Here is a 20,405-nt window from a genome sequence, read left to right as displayed (position 1 = left end):
TGTATAGCAAGATATGGAAAAAAGCTATGTGTCTGGGGCTTGTGCTTATGAGTAAATGGAATGCGTTACTTTTATGGTGCAACACAATAAAAAGCACGAGAACAAAATCCCGTGCTTTCATCCTTTATTAAACTAAATACTTATGTAAGGCCTGTTGTAGAGTTCCGTATGTCTTTATTTCAAGTGAAACGCCTAAGTCAGTAATGGTTCTTACTACTTCTTTTCGTAAGCCAGTCATAATGGTTGTACATCCCATCATTGCAGTACCATCTATAACCCTTAACAGATGAGCAATAGCTGTCTCTTCTAGGTAAGCGATGCCAGATACATCCATGATCAGTGTTTGTATATGCATTTTACTTACTTCATTTAAGACCTTTTCTTCTAATATATTTGCTCTCGTTTCTTCGATTTCACCGATTAATGGCAAAACACTTGTTGATGCGTTAATGGGAATAATCGGTACGGAAAGATTTCTCACTAGTTCTTTCTGTTGGGTAATTAGCTTATCCTTGTAAATCGAATAGTTAATAAAGAATATATTTAAGAAATTATCAACAGCACTATTGATTTCCTTTTCTAAAACAAAAAGTTTGTTCAGATTATATGCATGTGATAAATCATTATACTTCTGAATGAAAATCCACAGGGTCCTTCTGATCGCTTGAATCCATTCTAATTTAAAGGATATTGCAATGGATTGCATAGCCCAAGCAATCCCTTCTTGTTTTGCGAAAGCTTGTATTTCTTCGTATTCATTATCAATGATATAGATCACTAGCTTGTGTGCATTCGTGACTAAATCAATATTTCCAATCCGAAGAATTTCGTCCATTTTGTCCGTGACATTCTGTGCTTGATTCAGTAATTCTTCTTCAAAAAGCATGTTGTTTTGTTTGACAAAATCCTTTAGTTGGAAGGACTCCTTAAACGAGTAACTCATGATAACTCCCCTTTGTAATGAAGTTAGAAGACGTATGATTATAAAAATTAATTAACGTATCGGTGAAAAAACTTGTTTCTTAACCATTTTTTATCTTATTGACTCCCACATTAGGGATGGTTAGCGTTGGTTTCTAGTATTTAATTTTATCGACCTCCATCTGCTCTATAATTTCATTGCTGAATAGGATGAGTTTTGCATAAGATTGGGATTGGATGTTCAGGTGTAAAGAAGCCTTAGGAAAAGCAACTCTTTCGTTTCAAACTTAGTATCCATGTACATAATCTAAAAAGCAAGTCCTAGATTCATCGCGTAACCGTACCAATAAAGAATATTCTATCACGATACGATGACTTTTCACACAGATTAAATAGAATATTCTGGTTACTAGAACGGATCATGTCCAATATGGAAACAGGGGGACGGTTCTTGTGTGCACGAATTATTAATTTATAAACTGAGTAGCTTTTCTTGTATGGAAAAGAGGCATTTTCAAAGGATGAACACTTTGAAAATGCTTTTTTATGTTGGGAAATAAAGATTCTATTTTATTTTATGAGCTTAGAAAAACACTTCTAGTCAAGTATGGATGATAATCTAATATAGCTATGGGACATTTATCATGGCCCTTGAAGTTAAGATTGTAGGTTACTTCTTGGAATAGGTCATTTCATAAAGTGTAGGTCTAATGTACTGGTTAAGATGATTATTTCGCACTTACCCTAAATTTTCAACTAATTTCGACTGAAGTAAGTGATTAGCACATACTTTGTCTATTCATCTCTATTGTTCTCTCTATCAATCTTTTGTAGTGGTAGAGATATAACTTTTATCACTATTTCGACTACCTAAGTTTAGTTTGTTTACACTATTGTGATTATTCTGATATTTTGGTTTAATTTAACAATACTGGGGCGCGCCAGTCATAAAAATAGAAACTTGGGAGGTCACAAATTTGAAAAAGAAAATAACAGGATTGGCATTATCTGCTGCTCTATCATTCTCACTATTTGCTCCATCTGCTAGTTTTGCAAAAGTAGATACGAATAAGGAATGGAACATAGAGCGGTATGGGGATGAACTAGACATTACTGCCGAACTAAACAAACAATCAAGTGATGAGGAGTTTCAAAAAGAAGCTGCGGCTGCAATTAAAGAAGCGGCATCAGATGTTAATTTTGATCAAGAGGAAAGTGCTGCTAGTGAGGGTGCAACTAGTACTTTTACTTACGATGGTGGAACAAAATCTTTCCTTAATAGAGACCTAGCTTTTAAGTCATTTACGCTTCGCAGTGTTGGGGAAAACGTGGAAATTTGGGTAGCAAATGACTTAAGCTTTCCTGAAGGCGACGCACGTCCAGCCCATGTGGTAACGCAAGAACAAGTGGACAAGCTTAGAGATGAGTTTGACTCAAATATTTATCCAAAAACAACAGCGTTTTTTGGTACTCCTGATGTGCTTGATGGAAGCGAATCACCTTTGCCGGATATGGTCGGTTTGCCTGAAGGCTATTACGAGGGTAGTGACAAGGTGATTATGCTCGTAGATAATATTGTGGACGAAGGCTACTACGATCCTAGTTATCCATTCTTTGTAGCTGGTTTCTTCTGGCAAACGCTAGAAAATTATATAGACCGTAATATCATAACCATTGACACAAATAGTTGGGAAACAAGGTTAGAAGATACCTTTTATTCCACAACAATGCACGAGTTGCAACATCTGATTCATGCAGATAATGATGGGGATGAAACGACTTGGGTAAACGAGGGGATGTCAACCTTCTCTGAGTATCTGGGTGGATATGGTCACAATGCTGGCTCCATCAATTTTTTACTAGATCATCCGGAGAACTCTCTAGTAAATTGGGATGAGCATGTAGGAGCTGAAACTGGTCCGGAAACCATTGCTGATTATGGTCTAGTCTATCTATTTACCCTTTATAACTACGAACAATTTGGACAAGAATTCATTCGTCAAGTTGCAACAAGTGAATTAAATGGTATCGACAGTTTCAATGCTGCATATAAAGCAAATAGCATTAAAGAAGATTTCCAAAGTGTTTATGAAAAGTTCATTACAGCTTTACTAATCGATGACGCCCAAAACGTCAAGGGTCAAAAAGGTCAATATGGATTTGAAACAATCAATTTACGTGAATTGCCTGTTGAAGACGGCAAGCAACGCGGCATGACAGTTAACTTTGAAAAAGCAAAACAGTATGAAAAAGACGGAGTTCCGGCTTGGGGTGCCGACTACAAAGTGCTAGATTTTGACGAAAAAATTGTCGATGTAACATTTAACGGGATTGACTTCCTACCATTATCTTGGGAAACAGTCGCTGATCCCCTTGGTTCGGATGAACAGGTGTATTGGGGTGGAAATGGTGATGAGGCTGATCACAATCTTATTTTTGAAGCAGACTTAACGGGTGTTTCTGAAGCAACGCTAACATTTGATAATTTTATCGATATTGAAGAACAATGGGATTTTGGTGTGGTGCAGGTGTCTACAGATGGAGGAAGTTCGTGGACTAGCCTTGCTAATCAGAATACAAGGTCAGATGTAGTAGAAGAAGGGTATCCCAAGATTATAGAAAATGTTCCTGGTTTTACAGGACATTATGAAAATTGGCAACAGGAGAGCTTTGATCTTTCCGAATACGCAGGGCAAGAAATTCATATTTCTTTCCGTTACTTGACTGACTGGGGATTTAACGATACTGGATGGTTCATTGATAATATTGAGATTCCAGAAATCGGCTTAAGTTATGATGGATCAGGCTTGGATGAATTCCAGTCAAAAGCACAATTAGCAGGGGATTATGTGAATTACGCGGTTACCTTTGTGAATGAAGATAAACATGGTAAATATCAAGTTTTCCATGTAGATCCATTTCATATGACAGGACAAGATAATTTGAAGTTGCGCAACATGTTTAAAAAAGGTACAACCTACATGACAACGTGGTATGCTGCACCAGAAGGAATTAATCGCTCGGTTGATTTTGAATATGAAGTAAAGCTACAAGAAAAAGGACCGAAAAAGAAATAACAATGAAAAAACAAGGCTATCCATTTCGATGGATGCCTTGTATTTTTTTGTGTTTTTATTATTTGTTCACAATGATTTCATCATGATCCATGCTTTTGCTATCATAATTAAACACAAGCTTTGTTCGGAATCGATATGTTATTTGATCCGATGTTGGGTTCAAGTCTTTTGGTAATTGATAGGTAAAAGGGATTTGATCGCGATCATTTGTATCAATCATTCTTGAAATTAATACTGTTTTGACTGGTTCAATGACTTCTGCTTTCCCGCCGGCGTGTTCTTTAATAAAATCACACTCTAATCTAGAGAGCTTTTGTTTTACTAATCCGCCACTTATGTGAAAGGTTCCTGAGATTTTTTCACCTGTTTCTGTTTCGGTATGATCTAATACTAAATTAACTTTTGGTCCGATTTTTAAAACACTAATGATTTTATGAATCATTGGTTACCTCCGAAGATAATATGTGTGCATTAACTAACATAGACATAAAAAACCTTCACCAGTTTTTTGGCAAAGGTATTTGTGGTCCAACTATATACCTTCACCGTCTAGGCAAAGGTCTCGCAAACAACGTATCGTTGCCAATTAGGCCGGCGACCCAATGGATCACGTAATGTCGACATAATTGTAAGCTACTCCCCTTTGGAGTTCGTCTATGTTATTTGAGAATATCTTAATATAATTATAGGTAGTAAGTCAATAGGTTGTTAGGGTTATAGAAATAGCCCGTAAAACCACGCGGGCTTGCCCCGTGGAGAAGTCAGAAGTATCTTTGTACTGTTTTACTAACAAAGAAAGCATCCTGGGATAATTATAGACACCTGTCACCATCTAGTACTTGCATAGGTTAGCTCGTATATAATAGATAATTGCGGGTGGTGACAGGTGTTTGTAGCTTATAATGATTTATGTTTTTCTATTTTTTCCTCGTACCTCTTCCATATTTCATCTAGGCTAACTTCTAAAACCATAGCTATTCTTCCGATGGTAGTCATATAAGACTCGCCTTTTTCTCCGCGTTCAAGCTTACCTAAATAATTGGATTGAACCTTCGCCTGTTCAGCTACGTAGTTTATCGTCCATTTCTTATGAAGCGTCTTTTTACCTTCTCTAATTTCTCTTATAATTTCACCGAATATCTGACCGTTTCGTTTGCGATCTGTCACCATCATCGTCCTTTTCTGCATTCCAGAATTTTATATAAAATTAGGGTAGGGACCTTTGCTGTGTTGCTATGTACTATATTGCAGGGCATCATAGATTAGTTAGAACAATTTGCGATACATAAAGCCGTGCGCATCATCTGATGTTGTAGTGTGTAGTAAGATTCCCGCATTGGTACTTGTTGTCCATTTTTAAAAATGATATAGGATGAAATGTTAGGGTCACCTGCTCGATCTGGTCTTATTTCTAAGACATGGTGATAGAAAATCCATGAACATTCGAATGCGCGAGGTGACTGGGATGGAAAGCAAAATATCCTTTTTTCTGCGTTAATCAAGATGGGTACTTTATGCTTGGATGATGTAAGATATATCATTGCTGCACGTCGTCCTTCATAACTGGAAAGACCATTTAGACATGATTTTTCAATGATGGAGAAGGGGGATTCCTTCACATAAAAAATTTTGCGTGTTTCATATACGATCGATTGATAGTCTGTGTGGAGAGCGCGTTTGATTTGTGTTGTTTCTTCGTTAATTAAGTAGGATTCAAGATTTTCGGGCATAAGTAGTGTTCTATTAATTGATGGATTTATTATTGTATTCATTATTCCTATACTCCCCTCGAAGAATAAGATGGTCAATGGTGATGATTGAGTGTAATGAGTTATTAAATTATGATTTAAGATCACTCGAAATAGTATGTGAGCATATTCTTCTTTATTATTTTTTTGTGTTGCAGTTTACTAGCATAATTAGATGATTTAATGCGGCTGGTAGATTCTTAGGAGTAATTGTGGACCCTACTTGCAGGTTTTATTGCTCAACAATTCACATTTAGTTGCGTGGTTGTTTACGCTTACATTGTTTAACACCTCATTTCGAATTACTTTGTTGTAGGTTGTCAAAAAAACAACTTTTATAAGAACTATTATCCATTTATAGCAAAAAATGTAAAGCGTTTCACAGCACCTTTTTTCATTATTTTTTAATTTTACGTATGTGAGTAGTGCCGAAAAATCAATTTTAAGCGTTTTTTTGGAAACGTGGGGACAGTTCTTGGAAGCATAGGGACGGTTCTTGCGTTTACGGGGATGAGCTAAAAATAGTAAAAATGGAAACGCAAGAACCGTCCCTATGTGCACACCAGTCGGAGAGAAAATCATAAAAGCCTGTCCGTATGGGGACAGGCTAATAACTATTACTATGAATGTATTCTCTTTCTAACTACCAGGGATAGTCCGGTTAACAAGAGCAGACTTCCGATGATAAGGGTATTCCACATGCCTGTTGCAGTGTTAGGTAGTTTGTTATCGCCATCCTTAGATTTTTCTGCGTTGTCTTTCGAATCTGACTCATTTTGATCTGAATCCTTGTCTTTATACTGATCAGTGGAGTCCTCTTCCTTGTCCTTGTTTTCCTCAGAATCGTTAGTTGGGTTATCGTTATCGTTACCTGGAGCCGGATTGTCCTCTTGATTATCATCTGGATTCTCTGAATCATCTTCGTCACCAGGGGTTTCTGGTTCTTTATCAGAATCATCTTGTCCATCGTCCACTCCATCCTCGTTACCAGGCGCTTCTTCGTCACCTGGTTCTTCCACTGAAACAGCTTCTCCTAACGCGTACACAGCAATTGTTCCAGTAACTTCATGTGCAGCTAATAATAATGCTTGGTCTGTTGGGCTTTCTTCTGCAGTAATAAAGGTTAAGCCTTCCGGTGCAGAATCGCCACTTTCACTTGAAACATCTTCGCCATGAAAAGCACGGCTAGCAAAATAGCTATCAAAAGTTGGTGCAATTGGGTTAGATAGATCATAAACCATTATACCGCCTTGGCGTTCTAAGCCAATAAACGCATAGTCTTTATCTTGCACATTTCCAGTAATCACACTTTCTGGTTCTGGACCTTTATCATCACTTCTCGAATCGAAACCATCTTCGTCATTGTTTGTGTTGAAAAAATCAGGATAGATAGCAGCCATTTTCTGTTCAAACTGAGCGCCGCTATCATATACTTGTCCTAAGCTATCAGTATCCCAAATCGAAAAGGAACGAGCGCCAAATCCGTAGATTGCTTCATATTTTCCGTTTTCATTTTTGGGATGACTAGTGGAGCTTGTTAATCTACCCAGCTGTTCATCATCATATAAACCATTAGCGACCATATCATCTAATTGCTCCTGTGTATATCCTTCATATAAATCCGCATTGAGTTCATATCCGATTTCTTCTGCGATATCTTTTACTCGTGATTCTTCAGAAAATCCTTCCCAATCTTGCGCATCGCCTTCATTGGCAGTAAGGATGTATGATTTTCCATTTGCTTCAAACATAGCCATACCATCTGGTTGATAAATAGAGAGAACTGGCCAGTTTTGAATATTAATGCCATCGTCTTTATTCGAAGCATCTAACATATTTTCCCCAGTAGAAAAGTCTTTATAGCCTAAGCTTTTTATCGCAACAAATTGTTTAGCATTTATATCTAATTTTGCAATGGCATTATCTTCTTGTATGGCAACATAAGCATACTGACTAGCACCATCTACAACAATATATTCAGGCTCTAAGTCTTCTGCATATGTGCTATCCGGATGAACTTTTCTAATATCATCAGGGATGGTTACATTTGAAAAATCCACTGTAGTGACAGTGCTTTGGTCTAGCTCGGAAATATCTCCACTAAGGTCAATGATACTTACCGAACCATGTGGATTTATGGTGTAATCGTCGGATGGCTCACCTTCGTTAGCTACAAGTGCTTTGGTTCCGTCTGGTGAAAAAGTAACCATATCAGGTAAAGCGCCAACCTCAACATTAGCTAGGGACTTGCCATCCGTATCAAGGAATACAACATGTCCGTTGTCAGTTTTAATTGGAGCTGGTGCAGTAATCGCGATATAGTCACCACTAGGATGAATGGCAACGCTTGTTACATCGCCAGCCTCGACTCCGATATCAGCTAATGGAATTCTTTTCTTAAGCGGGATCGTTGTTGTTTGGCCGTCAGATAATACCGATAAATCGAGTATATCTATCGCCTTTTCTGCGCCGTTAACAGAGAATGCTTGATGGCTTTTGGCATCATAGACGATGATCTCTGTACCGCCTTCATCCGTTTCTGCGCCACTAGTGTAACGAGCAATTAGCTCGACAGCCAGTCCATCTTCTTTTTCTGTGAAATATGTAAGTTCTTCATATGCAGCAAATGTTTGCAGTGGAGCTATTAGAAGTAATAAACCTGATGTCATAGCAAGGGTGGTTTTTTTAAACGTGTTCATGACTTACCTCCTATTAAACTAGTATTTATTCAGATTAATAGTATAGAAAGACTGTTAAGGTAGAGTTAAGTTAGTGTGAAGTTATGTATAAAAACCATAAACAGGTGTGCCCTGTATTACATAAAATTAACAATAAATAAACTATTATAAGACCATATTTTAATATTGACCCCATATGATTAAAGAGTATGAATATTATTTGATGGAGGTTAATAGAATGGTAGATTGGAAACAAATAAGTAATAAAATCATTGTGTTATGTCTTGCACTACTCATTGTTATTTCTACAATCCCTTCAACAGTATTATTTCCTTATGTGAGTGCTGAGGAGCAGATGGGAAAAACGCCGGATAGAATTGCAGTTACATTCTATGGTGATACAAAGACGCAGAAAGCTTTTTCGTGGTACACCAAAGATCCAAACACGACAGGCATTGTGCAAATTTTGGAGAAAACAAGTGAAACAGAACCAACAGATTTTGCAGGTGCAATGGAGTTTTCAGCGGACAGTAAACAAATAACGAATAAATATGATGATGCAGCCCCAGAAACAACAGAAGGAAATCATAAAGCAATCGCAACAGGGTTAATGCCCGGAACGGACTATTGGTATCGTGTAGGAGATAAAAGTGCTAATGTTTGGAGTCCAGTCTATCAATTAGCTACGGATGATGGTGACGACCAATTTGATTTTATCTATGTAACGGATACCCAAGGAAGTCGGACGAACCAAGAGATTGATTATATTCAGGCAAATCAAACAATTGAAGAGGCATACAAAACCTTTCCTAGTGCCGAGTTTATGGTACATAGTGGTGACATCGTTAATAATAGTGACCGTGAACAAGAGTGGATGTGGTATTTAAATAACACGATTACAAGTAGTGCCAATTCAACATTTGCACCAGCAACCGGTAATCATGATGCTTATGATTATTCGTTTGTAGATCATTTTAACTTGCCTTATCCAGAAAATAGTGATCCTACAACAGGTGCTTATTATTCCTATGATTATGGAAATACACATTTTGCCGTTATTAATACGAATGATACGAAAATTGAAGAGCAGTTAGCCTGGCTACATCAAGATCTGACTAATACGGATAAAAAATGGAAGGTCGTTAGTTTTCACATCGCAGCATACTCTGTTGGTTCGCATATGGACGATACGATTTCTATACAGTTGCGTGACATTCTTCCAGATATTTTTACAAATTTAGGAGTAGATGTCGTTTTACAAGGGCACGATCATATCTACTTTAGGTCAGTTCCAATGGATGGGAAAACACCTGGTGAAGAGGCTATCCATGTGAAAGAAGTTTTCCAAGGGAAAGAAAGAGAATTTGCAATTAATCCAGATGGTTCCATTTATATCGTAAACCGTACAGCAGGAACAAAATGGTACGCACCAAATGATGAAGACGACATTGCGTTTTATGGAGTTCACCCAGCATTTTATGATAAGGAAGTTATAAAAAAGCCTGCGTTTAGCGGAATTAGTGTGGAAGGCGATCGTTTAGTTTATGAAGCGTACGAATATGACCGTGATGATATTGATGGTAATGGCGTTCAGGAGGTTTCTTTACTAGATGCGTTTGCCATACGGAAAATCCAAGAAGAAACGATAGAAATAGAGGCGAGTACGACGGAAGCTCTTCATGTGAAAAAAGCGGGGAGAGACAAGCTTACACTAACCGCAACATCCAACGTTACTCCGGAAGGCTTTGAAAATTTCAATTGGCGTTTTATTGAGAATGGAGCTGGATTGAAATTATCAAGTAATACAGGAGATGCTATTGATGTTGAAGTGACTAGTAATACGAAGGCAGGAATGGCAATTGTAGAAGTCCGTTCACCTTATGGAGACATAGAGACATATCAAGTGGAAGTGAATGATTTAGATTTTAGTATCATACCGTCTACCTATTCGATGGTGGTTGGTGATGCTAAGGAATACGAGATCGATATCGATACACCACTTGAATTTGTAGATCAAGAAGACCTTGATGCTGAACCGGTAATTGCGATGGAGGATTCTTCCGTGGCGACGGTTAGTGGAAAAATAGTAACTGCAGCAGGAGTTGGAGAAACAAATGTCAACGTATCAGTAAATGATGTTACGATATCAACACCATTAGCCGTTATGGATCAAGCTGTTGCTTTAACAGACATTAATTGGAAGCAAGGGCTACCGGGGGCTATTTATGTGGGAGAGAAAATCAACTTAATGGAGCTTGTTAATATAAATCCTTCCAATGCAACGAATCTAGAATTTGAATGGGAAAGTAGTGACCCTGGCGTATCCATTAGTAAAGCGGGTGTCATTACTGGTGTTGCTATCACTGATCAAGTAAGTATTACGCTTAAAGCCCGAAATGCTGGTGGCAATTGGAGCGATACACTAACTCTAGATTTAGCGATAAAAGAGCCGATGTTAACCGTTGATACTGTAGCTGATTCTGCAAAGACGTTACACGTAAGAAAACGACCGGAAATTCAGCTTGAAGCGAGCCTTGATGAACAAGTTTTGGAAAGTCCGATTGTTTGGTCTGTGGTAGAAGGAGAGGGTGTAACTGTAAGCAGAGATGGTGTAGTTTCAGTCGAGTCAAACGCTTCTTCTGATGATTATACGATTCAGGCACAAGCAAATGTAAATGGGATTACTTTTACAGGAAAATATCAAGGTGGAATTTATAAAGATGTTCAAGTAAATATACACAAGCAGGGTGAAAATGAGGTTATTGAAGTTGATTATATCGATGTGATGAAGCTTCTTCCTGATCCAACGAAAAAACCGATTGTATATCAAGCGGAAATAGTAAAACCAGTATATTTTGATGAAGGAGATGAAGAAATAGTTGGCTGGACTTCTAGTAATACATCTATTGCTGAGGTGATTGATGGAGAAACAGCGGGCGTAGGGCCAAAGAATCTAGGTGTTGTGATTGCTAAGATGATTACCAAAACAAACATCGTTCTAGAAACAGCTGGCGGTGCGACAGGTAAGGTAGAGTTAAATATAACAAAAGACCTAGATAGTTTCACATTTAGAGATGATTTACAAACAAGAATGAAGGTAGGAGAAGAAGTAGGATACGAGGAAGAGGATATTGTCTTTAATCCAGAGACAACAGCACTCTTCCCAGGTGGAATTCCTCCATATCCATTCCCGAAAGGCATTGGCCTTTCAATTGATAATGAAGAGGTTGCAGTAATAAGTAATGACGGTGATTTGCAAGGTTTATCTGCTGGAATTGCTACGTTAACAGTGACCCTTACAACATATGATGATAAACAAGTATCATCATCAATCGCTATTGAAGTATATGACGATGCAGTGGAAGAAGTTGATGAAGCGATCCAAGCTTTACCAGATGTAGACACGGTAACATGGAGTGACAAGGTTACAGTTGAAGCAGTTCGAGTGAAATATGACGGGTTAACTACTAACCAAAAATCTGTGGTGCCAAATGTAGACAAGCTTGTGGCATTAGAAGCAAAGATTACTACGCTTACACCAGATTCTGATAATGATATTCCGGATGAAAATGTAGAAGATGACAGGGATGATCAGAAAGATGAGGATACAGGCAGTGGTAATGGTGGTACTAAGGATGAGGACGATGATTCTAGTGACGGTTCTAGTGAAGGTGAAGATAATCATGAAAATATGGATCCGAACGAAGAAGACAATGTTACAGGCGATGGTGGTAAGGAAAATAAAGAGGATGATAATAAAAAGAAACAAACAGGTGATGAAGAGCTACCTAATACAAGTACATCGCTGTACAATTTGATCACATTAGGTCTTTTACTCATCATTGCTGGGGCAGTGTACCTGCGGTTCAGTAAAAGAAAGATATAAGGATAACGTGAACATGGGGACGGTTCTTGTGTTCACGATTCACTAGGAAGAGGCGTGCGAAAGGTAAACTATTTCCTTTCGACATGCCTTTTTCTTTTGAGATTTTTAGAAAGTGGAAACATGGGGACGGTTCTTGTGTTTCCAAAATGAAAGCTGTTGAGGGAGGAGGAGTTCCACAAAAAACGTATTACGATTAAAAGCATGATGAGGTAAAATTAAGAAGTATTTGTTTATAATATTTGTTGAGTGAGTACCCTAGTTATAAAAACGAATGGTGGAATGCATTGATCTGGTATAAAATGCAACTTAGATTTCACTAGCAATAATGGCTGATTTTTTATTTGAATCTGCGGATACGTAGGGATGATCTTACATGAAAAACCAGCACTTACGCAATGTATTCTTATAACCCAGGTGGAAACAAAAGAACCGTCCCCATGTTTCCAAGAACTGTCCCTCTGTTTCCATTATTGTTTTGTTAAGGTGGTTTTTGTTTATGGATAAGTTGAGATTATGCATTTTTGTTTTATTGGTTTTTGGTTTGACATCGGCATTTGTATATGGAGAGGAAGAAGCGGATGGGTCTGGTGACGTTGTTGTGGATCAGGACCAGGAAAAGTTGTCCTCTTTAGATGGTAATTGGGAGTTTTATTGGCAACAACTTCATACGCCAACAGAACTACATGAAGAGCAGCCATTACCATCATTAATTCAGGTACCAGGAGCGTGGGAAGGGCAGAATGTTCATGGAGAACCTATAACAAATACTGGCTACGGAACGTATCGAGTTCGAATACATATTCCAGCACAAGATATAGGAACACAGAAATCCTTATCACTCAATTATGTCGGGAGTGCCTACCGAATATGGATTGATGGAAAGGAATATGAAGGTATTGGTAAAGTTGGGACTACGAAGCAAGAAGAAGAGCCCCTCCTACAAAGAAACATTATTTTCTTTGAACCTGAAAAGAATAGCGTGGAACTTGTCATGCAGGTTTCCAATTATTCATTTCGTGAAGGTGGGGTCATCCATGAAGTGGTTTATGGGGAGACTACCAATTTAGTATCCTTTGTGATTAATGATAATATCCTAAAGCTTTTTACTATAGGTGCTTTATGTGTAATGGGTTTATATCATTTTATAATATTTCTTAAGAGAAGAAGCGAATTAGCCCTCCTATTTGTCGGTTTGTCGTCGTTATCCCTAGCTTTCCGAACGTTGACAGTAACAGAGTATGTCGTAAAGCCGTTAACTCAGCTAATTGGTTGGGAGAGCCTCGTTCGAATGGAATATCTTTCGGAAATTATTTTCTTTATATGCATGGTATTATCGATAAAATGCTTATTTCCGAAAGAAACACATCGCTCCATGGTGATTGTGGCTGTATTTGTATCCGCAACTTTATTTAGTATTATTTTGTTCACCCCATCTCAAGTTTTTACGAGCATGCTACCATATCATATGTTTCTATTGGTTGCGGTCGCTAGTTATTTTGTTTTTTTTGTCGGTACACTTGCGATCATAAGGGAAAAAGAAGGTGCCATTTTGCACTTGGTAGGTGCACTGGCCATTGTGTTTGCGGTCTTGAATGATGTATTAAATAGCCTTATGATTATACAATCAATCCCAATGATTGAGTATGCGTATATTCTTTTTATTATGCTTCAAGCAGTGATCGTCTCAAACCAATACACACGATTGTTCAAGGAAAATGTTACTTTAAATGATCAATTGACTGATCTTAATGATTCACTAGAAGAAAAAATTGATGAGAGAACAGAAACAATACATAAGAAAAACCAGGAACTGGTAGAAATGCAGCATACTAGAACGAGATTATTGGCTAATATTGCTCATGATATTGGTACACCTATTGTTGGTATGCATACTTATTTAAAGATTGTAAAAGAAGGAAAAGTTAAACTAGAGGATGCCGGTTTTCTCGATCAGATGCTAGACAAACTGTCTTATATTCGAAAATTAAATAATGATCTATTTGACTTATCTAAGCTTGAATCGCATAAATTATTTTTTCGGAAAGAAATGCTACCTGTTAACAAATACTTCAAGGGTCTTTTTCAATCGTTACAAGAAGAAGTTTTTGATGAGAAGGCCAGTATTCATATAAACAGGTTTGAAACGAAAATAGAAGGCAAGGAAGCGTTTGTTTATTTAGATAAATGGCGAATTAGACAAGTTCTGCAAAATTACATTGATAATGCCTTGAAATTTAACGACTCCGATCAATGTAGCATAGAGCTTAACTGTTATATTCAGAGCTATGAACATTCACATCGTGTAATCATTGAGGTGTCTGATAATGGTGTCGGCATTGCGGAAGAAGAAATCCCTTATATTTTTGGCCGTTTTTATAAAAAGTGGGAAGGCAATGTACAAGGAAGTGGACTTGGATTGGCTATTGTCAAAGAAATTATAGAGCAACACGATGGCCAGGTTGGAGTGAAAAGTAAACGTGGTGAAGGTAGCTGCTTCTTCTTTAGTCTACCAGTTTCCTTAAAATAGAAGCAGCTTCTTGGCGGTTTTTTACCTGAAGTTTTTCGTAAATGACAGTTAAATAGTTTTTGATCGTGCCGACACTCATCGTGAGTTTGTCGGCTATTTCTTTATTCGTATATCTTTCTGCTAGTAACATCATGATTTGTGATTCTTTTTCAGTAAAGTCCCCGGTCATGTGTTTTGGAAGTGTAGACTCCGCTTTTTTCTTTACATTGTTTACTAAATAAGTAGCAAGTTTGGTCGCAACTTCTGTCGGAAGCATATACTGCCCCCTTGCGACATCACGAATTGTATTCGTTAATAATTTAAAATCAATCCCTTTAATTAAGTACCCATTAGCCCCGTTAACAAGTCCTTCAATAATGTACTCTTCTTCATTAAAGGTTGTCAGGATGAGGATAACGATTTCTGGATACGCTGCTTTTAGTCTTTTTATGCAGTCGATACCATTCATCTTAGGCATCTTCACATCCATTAACACGACATGTGGTGCAGCTTCTTGCATCTTTTCCAATGCTTCTGTCCCATTTGCTGCTATTCCTACCACATGCATATCCGGTTCTGCATTGATCACTAATTCCATACCGGAACGAAAAAATGCATCATCTTCCGCTATAAATACTTTTAATAGGTCACTCATGATGGGGCCCCTTTCCCTAACTATTACAAGGCTAGTGGTTAATGACTTAGCTAAGAGATTGTATGATTATTTTATCATAAACTTCTACAAAAAGTGGCATTTTTTTCAAAAGTGACCTTTAGTCACTATTACTTTTGTCCTAGTTTTCATATAGTTAACTTATTGGATTAATAAGTGTGAAAAACCTATGGGCTTTTGTCTTAATTACATAAAAGCAGATAGTTAGATGAATAAAGAATTAGGGGTGAATTCTGTTTTATAAAAATTAGACTTTGATATAAGAAAAAAGCTCGTTCAGAGAAATGACTTTAGGGAGGAGATTTACATATGTTACAACAACAAAAAGAATTGTTTAGAAAGAATCTATTTATCTTTTTAAGTGCATTGCTGGTGATTACATCTGTGCTAACAAGCTTGAATATTACTTTAGTACAAGCGAGTAGTATTACGATTTCTAATGTATCTGAAATAGATTACCAGGAAGGTGACAGTCCGGTACAGGTAGCTCCCAATATAGAGATTACTGGCGGAGGATCTTATGGGGACGGATACGTGAAATTCGGTGTTGCCGGTAGTACCTCTTCAGAAACGTTGGCGCTCATGCAATCCAATGAGCCATCTAATGTGAATGGTGAAGTTTCTATTGTCGGTAAAAAAGTTTACTTAGGTAGCGGCAGTAGTTATAGACAAATTGGCATTGTCAATTCTGTTCATAATGGTGAAGGTGGACAACCATTGCAAATTGATTTTTCAACACCGTTAATTAATGCTGGTTTTGAGGAAGATGTGCAGAAATCATCGATCACCTCAAGAAACGATATAGGGAAAACGCAACGGATTACGGGATGGGATATCACATTAGGTCAATATGTAGTGTCACCATTAAAGAGTGGTACACAAAGTACACTTCTAACAAGTGGAACAAATTATAGTGATTTCCGTATGCAATTTGAAGTGCAAAACAGTCAGAAATCGATAGGCAATTATGCATTAAGATTAGAGGCTCGTTACTGGGTGAATGAGACGGCGGGAACACGAGGATTAGTTAATCCGAATTACGCAGTATTTCATGGTCCTTGGGCTATCAGTGATACTTTTTATGCCTACCAAAATGATACGATTGCTTTAGATTGGTCTGCCCTCAATGGTGGAGATGACTATGATGTATATGCTTTTTTAGAAAATGTTGGTAACGGGAATGAAATAGAACTATTTTATGGTAGAGGAAAAACGCAAGATTGGACAACAACAGAAGCGGATATACCGGCAGATGGTAGTTACCGCTTTAAATTCATTAGTGGCTCGTATGATGGAACAGGTGGTGGTTTACTAGGAGCATCCTTGTACATTGACAACATCCGTTACTTTGGCAATGTTGTAACGGACGCAGTTGTTCAACAAGCAGCGAGATTAGTAACCTATAAAAATAGTAGGCCTGAACCTGAATCTCAACCTAAAGTACTAGAAATAGAGATTAAGAATAAGGATAACGGCACAGCTACTGTAACGAAAGAGTTACGAAATGAGACTTTGATTCGATATGCACAGGGAGACAGTAAGGAAAGTGTAACTGCGGATCTTGAGTTACTAACGGAAGATCGAAATGGGTCTCGTATTGAGTGGCTTTCTGACGATGAAACAGTAATCAATCCTGAAACTGGAGAGGTGACAAGACCTTCGCATATTTCAGGTGATCAACCAGTGACTCTAACGGCTAAGACGGATAATGGAACTGTTGAAAAGGAATTTGTGGTGATTGTAAAAGCGGGTGAAGCTGCACCTGGCTTGACACTAGAGGTTATTGCGTTTGAACCGGTTAACCCTGGTAAGGTTGAGTTATCTGTTTCGGATCATCCTGCCGAGAATCATGAATTTTATTATCGAGTTGTTGATGATGAACCGTTACCAAAAAACTTAAATCAAAAAGTAGACGTAGTAGATTGGTCTCTATTTATTAATCTACGTGATCAAGAAGTGGTAGCAGAAAATGGAAGTTATATAGAAGTTATCGAAGTAGATGCAAGTGATCTAATTACCAAGTGGGAAAAAATTGGTCCGACTGATGATGGTAAGCCATTACAGGAGGCCTTAGAAGCTACGCAAATAGCGAGGGTTGATGCAGAAAATGCGTTGCAACGTTACACGGATGCAAGTGGAGATACAGGTGATACTGTATATACTGATGTAGAAAGTGCATTAAATGATATAACTGTATTTTTGGCTACAGAACCTAAAGATGTACCTGTAATTAATCAGGAAACGGCTACGTTACAAGCGTTTATTGCAACTTTAGAAGCTGCGAGTGCTTTAAAAGAATACAAAAATGCTCGTGAAGCAGCAGAGACCAAGATCGATAAGGCAGAAGTAGCAGAAAAACGTTTCCGTGATGCAGAAGGAGACGAAGAAGAACAAGCTTTTACTGCAGTAAGAGATGCAAGAGTTGCACTTGATAATTTTATACAAACTGCAACACCTGATGATAAGCAAGCGATTGAAGATGCTACTAGTCATTTAGAAAATTTGATTTTGACATTAGACGAAGCTAGCAAGCAGAAAGAATTCGAAAATGCAAAGAAGAATGCTACATCTGAACAAGCCTTTGCTAATGCATCGCAATCCCGTTATAAAGACGCAGGTGGGGAAGAAACTGTTTCAGAGTTTATTGAAGTAAAAGAAGCGAAGGAAGCACTTGACGCTTTGCTTACGACTGCAACACCTGAAGATACAACGGAAATCATACAAGCGACAAATAACTTAAAAGGTGCAAAGAATAAATTAGAAGAAGTAACTGCCACTATAGAGTTTACTAATGCGAAGAAAGTGGCTGAAGAAGTAAAAGAAGAAGCCGCTGCATCTCAAACTCGCTTTACTAAAGCGGGTGGCGAAGAGAGCCTGGAAGCGTATAGAGCGGTTGGTGAAAAAAAGAATGCACTTGCGTCCCTATTAAACAGTGCAGCAGTTAACGATACACAAAAAATTGTAGAAGAAACTACAGAGTTAAAAGCGTTGGTTCAGGAATTAAATAAAGCTAGCAAACAAAAGGAATTTGAAAATGCCAAAAATGCTGCGGAGTTAATTATAGACAAAGCAGATACAGCACAAACACGATATACGAAAGCAGATGGCGAAGAAACTGCTTCAGCGTTTATACATGTAAAAGAAGCGAAGAAAGCAATTGAAAATTTACTAGCGGATGCAACTTCTGACAATACTCAAGCGATAGAAGATGCAATAGATGATTTAGAAGAAAAGATTATTGCCTTAGATGAAGCTAGTGCGCAAAAAGAATTAGAGAACGCAAAAGAAGCTGCGAAATTAGCAAATGAACAAGCTGATGCTTCTCAGGAGCGTTACACCCAAGCAGGTGGAGAAGAGCGGGATGCAGCATATACTGCTGTGAAAGTGGCGAAGCAAGCTCTTGCTACACTTCTAATGACGGGGACACCATCTGATACAGATGAAATTATAAATGCAATTGAAAATCTACGTGATGCAAAGTCAACTTTAGATGCATTGAGCTATACGAAAGAGCTTGCGAATGCAGTGAGGTTAGCTAAAGAAGCGTTGGATGAAGCAATTGATGCTCAAAATCGCTATATAACTGTAGGCGGTGAAGAAGAAGCGAAGGAATACAAAGCAGTTCGTGAAGCGAAACAGGAAATGGATTCTCTTATAACCAATGCAACACCTGACGATACGTTCGAAATCGAAGAGTGTACTGATGGATTAAAGGCATTGGTCGTGGCACTGCATGAATTTAGTGATTGGAAAGAGTTGGATAATGCAGTCAAAGCTGCTGAACTAATGTTGGAGAAAACAGTTGTAGTTGAAACGCGATACATTGAAGTCGGTGGAGAAGATAAAGGCGAAGTTTATCAAGGCTTGAAAAAATCAGAAGAACAGCTTCAAGCCTTATTAACAGATCCGAATCCAGGTGACACACAGGCTATTAAGGAAGCGACAACTGGATTAGAAACTGCAATGATAGAACTAGAAAAAGAAAGTGATTTACTTGAGTTAGAAACTGCAATGGATAAAGCAGAAATTTTACAGGAAAAAGTAAATAATTCACTAATACGCTACACAAATGCAGGTGGAGCAGAAACTGCGGAAGATTATAAAGTCGTATCAGAGGCGAAGGAAGCACTTGAAGAATTGCTAAAGGGTGCGACAACTGAAAATACACTGAAGATCATAGAGGAAACGGAAAAACTAAATGTTTTAATGCACGAATTAGATAAGATTAGCGCTTCTAAAGAGTTAATGAATGCAGTCAGAATAGCTAGAGATATGAACGAAAAAGCTAGTAAGGCAGAAATCCGATACACAAATGCAGGTGGAGAAGTTACGTCTGACGTATATGTAGTGGTGAGTGATGCTAGGGAGGCACTTCAAGCGTTATTAGCGGTTGCGGAGCCTGACGATACATTAGCGATAGAAGTCGCGACGGAAACATTAAGTGCAGCAGTTGCAGAGTTAGAAAAAGCAAGTGCAGCTAGAGAATTAGCAAACGCATTGGATGCAGCTGGTGAAGCGAAAGAACAAGCTTTGAAGGCTCAAGATCGTTTTGCTAAAGCGGGTGGAGAAGAAACTGCAGATGAGAATAAATCAGTAGTGGATGCTCTTAATAAGTTAGAAACGGAAATTTTGAAAGATCCGCAAAGTGTAACAGAGGTAGAAGCAGCGACAAAAGAATTAAAAGCAGTCATTGCAGAGTTAGAAAAAGCAAGTGCAGCTAGAGAATTAGCAAATGCATTGGATGCAGCTGGTGAAGCGAAAGAACAAGCTGCGAAGGCTCAAGATCGTTTTGCTAAAGCAGATGGAGAAGAGGCTGCAGACGAGAATAAATCAGTAGTGGAAGCTCTGACTAATTTGGAAGCAGAACTGGTGAAGGATCCACAAAATACCGAAGCAATTGTTGGAGCAACGAAAGC

Annotated in this window: 10 protein-coding genes; 4 read left to right on the top strand and 6 right to left on the bottom strand. The window is 38.1% G+C overall.

All coding sequences use genetic code 11. The features are described from left to right. Window positions 1-127: 127 nt before the first annotated feature. Window positions 128-943, bottom strand: a complete 816-nt coding sequence (locus NYQ66_RS15025; protein ID WP_259870568.1) for an STAS domain-containing protein — start codon at window positions 941-943, stop codon at window positions 128-130. Window positions 944-1,898: 955 nt separating this feature from the next. Between NYQ66_RS15025 and NYQ66_RS15020 the strand changes: the two genes are divergently transcribed. After that, a complete protein-coding gene (locus NYQ66_RS15020) occupies window positions 1,899-3,998 on the top strand; it encodes an immune inhibitor A (protein ID WP_259870567.1) in 2,100 nt (699 codons plus the stop codon). Window positions 3,999-4,056: 58 nt separating this feature from the next. Here the strand turns inward: NYQ66_RS15020 and NYQ66_RS15015 are convergent, their stop codons facing one another. From NYQ66_RS15015 to NYQ66_RS15000, 4 genes are all read right to left on the bottom strand, one after another. Continuing rightward, window positions 4,057-4,440, bottom strand: a complete 384-nt coding sequence (locus NYQ66_RS15015) for a sporulation protein (protein WP_259870565.1) — start codon at window positions 4,438-4,440, stop codon at window positions 4,057-4,059. Between the two features lie 455 nt (window positions 4,441-4,895). Further along, window positions 4,896-5,165 (bottom strand): helix-turn-helix domain-containing protein, encoded by a 270-nt coding sequence (locus NYQ66_RS15010; RefSeq protein ID WP_259870563.1) that lies wholly within the window; start codon window positions 5,163-5,165, stop codon window positions 4,896-4,898. Between the two features lie 95 nt (window positions 5,166-5,260). Beyond that, window positions 5,261-5,770, bottom strand: a complete 510-nt coding sequence (locus NYQ66_RS15005; protein WP_259870562.1) for a competence protein ComK — start codon at window positions 5,768-5,770, stop codon at window positions 5,261-5,263. A gap of 596 nt (window positions 5,771-6,366) precedes the next feature. Then, on the bottom strand, window positions 6,367-8,445 hold the full coding sequence (locus tag NYQ66_RS15000) for a choice-of-anchor I family protein (protein ID WP_259870561.1): 2,079 nt from the start codon (window positions 8,443-8,445) through the stop codon (window positions 6,367-6,369). 217 nt (window positions 8,446-8,662) lie between these two features. Between NYQ66_RS15000 and NYQ66_RS14995 the strand changes: the two genes are divergently transcribed. Together NYQ66_RS14995 and NYQ66_RS14990 are read left to right on the top strand one after the other, a co-directional pair. Then, window positions 8,663-12,310: a purple acid phosphatase family protein gene (locus NYQ66_RS14995; protein ID WP_259870560.1), complete on the top strand. Its 3,648-nt coding sequence runs from the start codon at window positions 8,663-8,665 to the stop codon at window positions 12,308-12,310. Between the two features lie 496 nt (window positions 12,311-12,806). Beyond that, window positions 12,807-14,837 (top strand): ATP-binding protein, encoded by a 2,031-nt coding sequence (locus tag NYQ66_RS14990; RefSeq protein ID WP_259870559.1) that lies wholly within the window; start codon window positions 12,807-12,809, stop codon window positions 14,835-14,837. Here the strand turns inward: NYQ66_RS14990 and NYQ66_RS14985 are convergent. After that, window positions 14,812-15,471 carry a response regulator transcription factor gene (locus tag NYQ66_RS14985; RefSeq protein WP_259870558.1) on the bottom strand — a complete coding sequence of 220 codons (660 nt, stop codon included), beginning with the start codon at window positions 15,469-15,471 and terminating at the stop codon, window positions 14,812-14,814. The two genes, NYQ66_RS14990 and NYQ66_RS14985, sit on opposite strands and share 26 nt — an antisense overlap. A 327-nt stretch (window positions 15,472-15,798) precedes the next feature. Between NYQ66_RS14985 and NYQ66_RS14980 the strand changes: the two genes are divergently transcribed. After that, a partial coding sequence (locus NYQ66_RS14980; RefSeq protein ID WP_259870557.1) for an immunoglobulin-like domain-containing protein occupies window positions 15,799-20,405 on the top strand: 4,607 nt, incomplete at its 3' end.

The sequence above is a fragment of the Aquibacillus koreensis genome, from assembly GCF_025154055.1.
Lineage (GTDB): Bacteria > Bacillota > Bacilli > Bacillales > Amphibacillaceae > Aquibacillus_C > Aquibacillus_C koreensis.
Note: the sequence above shows the minus strand (reverse complement) of the source record. Positions and strands in the feature narration are given on the sequence as shown.

Excerpts from the sequence above, each read along its gene's own strand:
- NYQ66_RS15025 (WP_259870568.1), bottom strand. The coding sequence starts at position 943 with ATGAGTTACTCGTTTAAGGAGTCCTTCCAACTAAAGGATTTTGTCAAA.
- NYQ66_RS15015 (WP_259870565.1), bottom strand. The coding sequence starts at position 4,440 with ATGATTCATAAAATCATTAGTGTTTTAAAAATCGGACCAAAAGTTAAT.
- NYQ66_RS15005 (WP_259870562.1), bottom strand. The coding sequence starts at position 5,770 with ATGAATACAATAATAAATCCATCAATTAATAGAACACTACTTATGCCC.
- NYQ66_RS15000 (WP_259870561.1), bottom strand. The coding sequence starts at position 8,445 with ATGAACACGTTTAAAAAAACCACCCTTGCTATGACATCAGGTTTATTA.
- NYQ66_RS14995 (WP_259870560.1), top strand. The coding sequence starts at position 8,663 with ATGGTAGATTGGAAACAAATAAGTAATAAAATCATTGTGTTATGTCTT.
- NYQ66_RS14990 (WP_259870559.1), top strand. The coding sequence starts at position 12,807 with ATGGATAAGTTGAGATTATGCATTTTTGTTTTATTGGTTTTTGGTTTG.
- NYQ66_RS14985 (WP_259870558.1), bottom strand. The coding sequence starts at position 15,471 with ATGAGTGACCTATTAAAAGTATTTATAGCGGAAGATGATGCATTTTTT.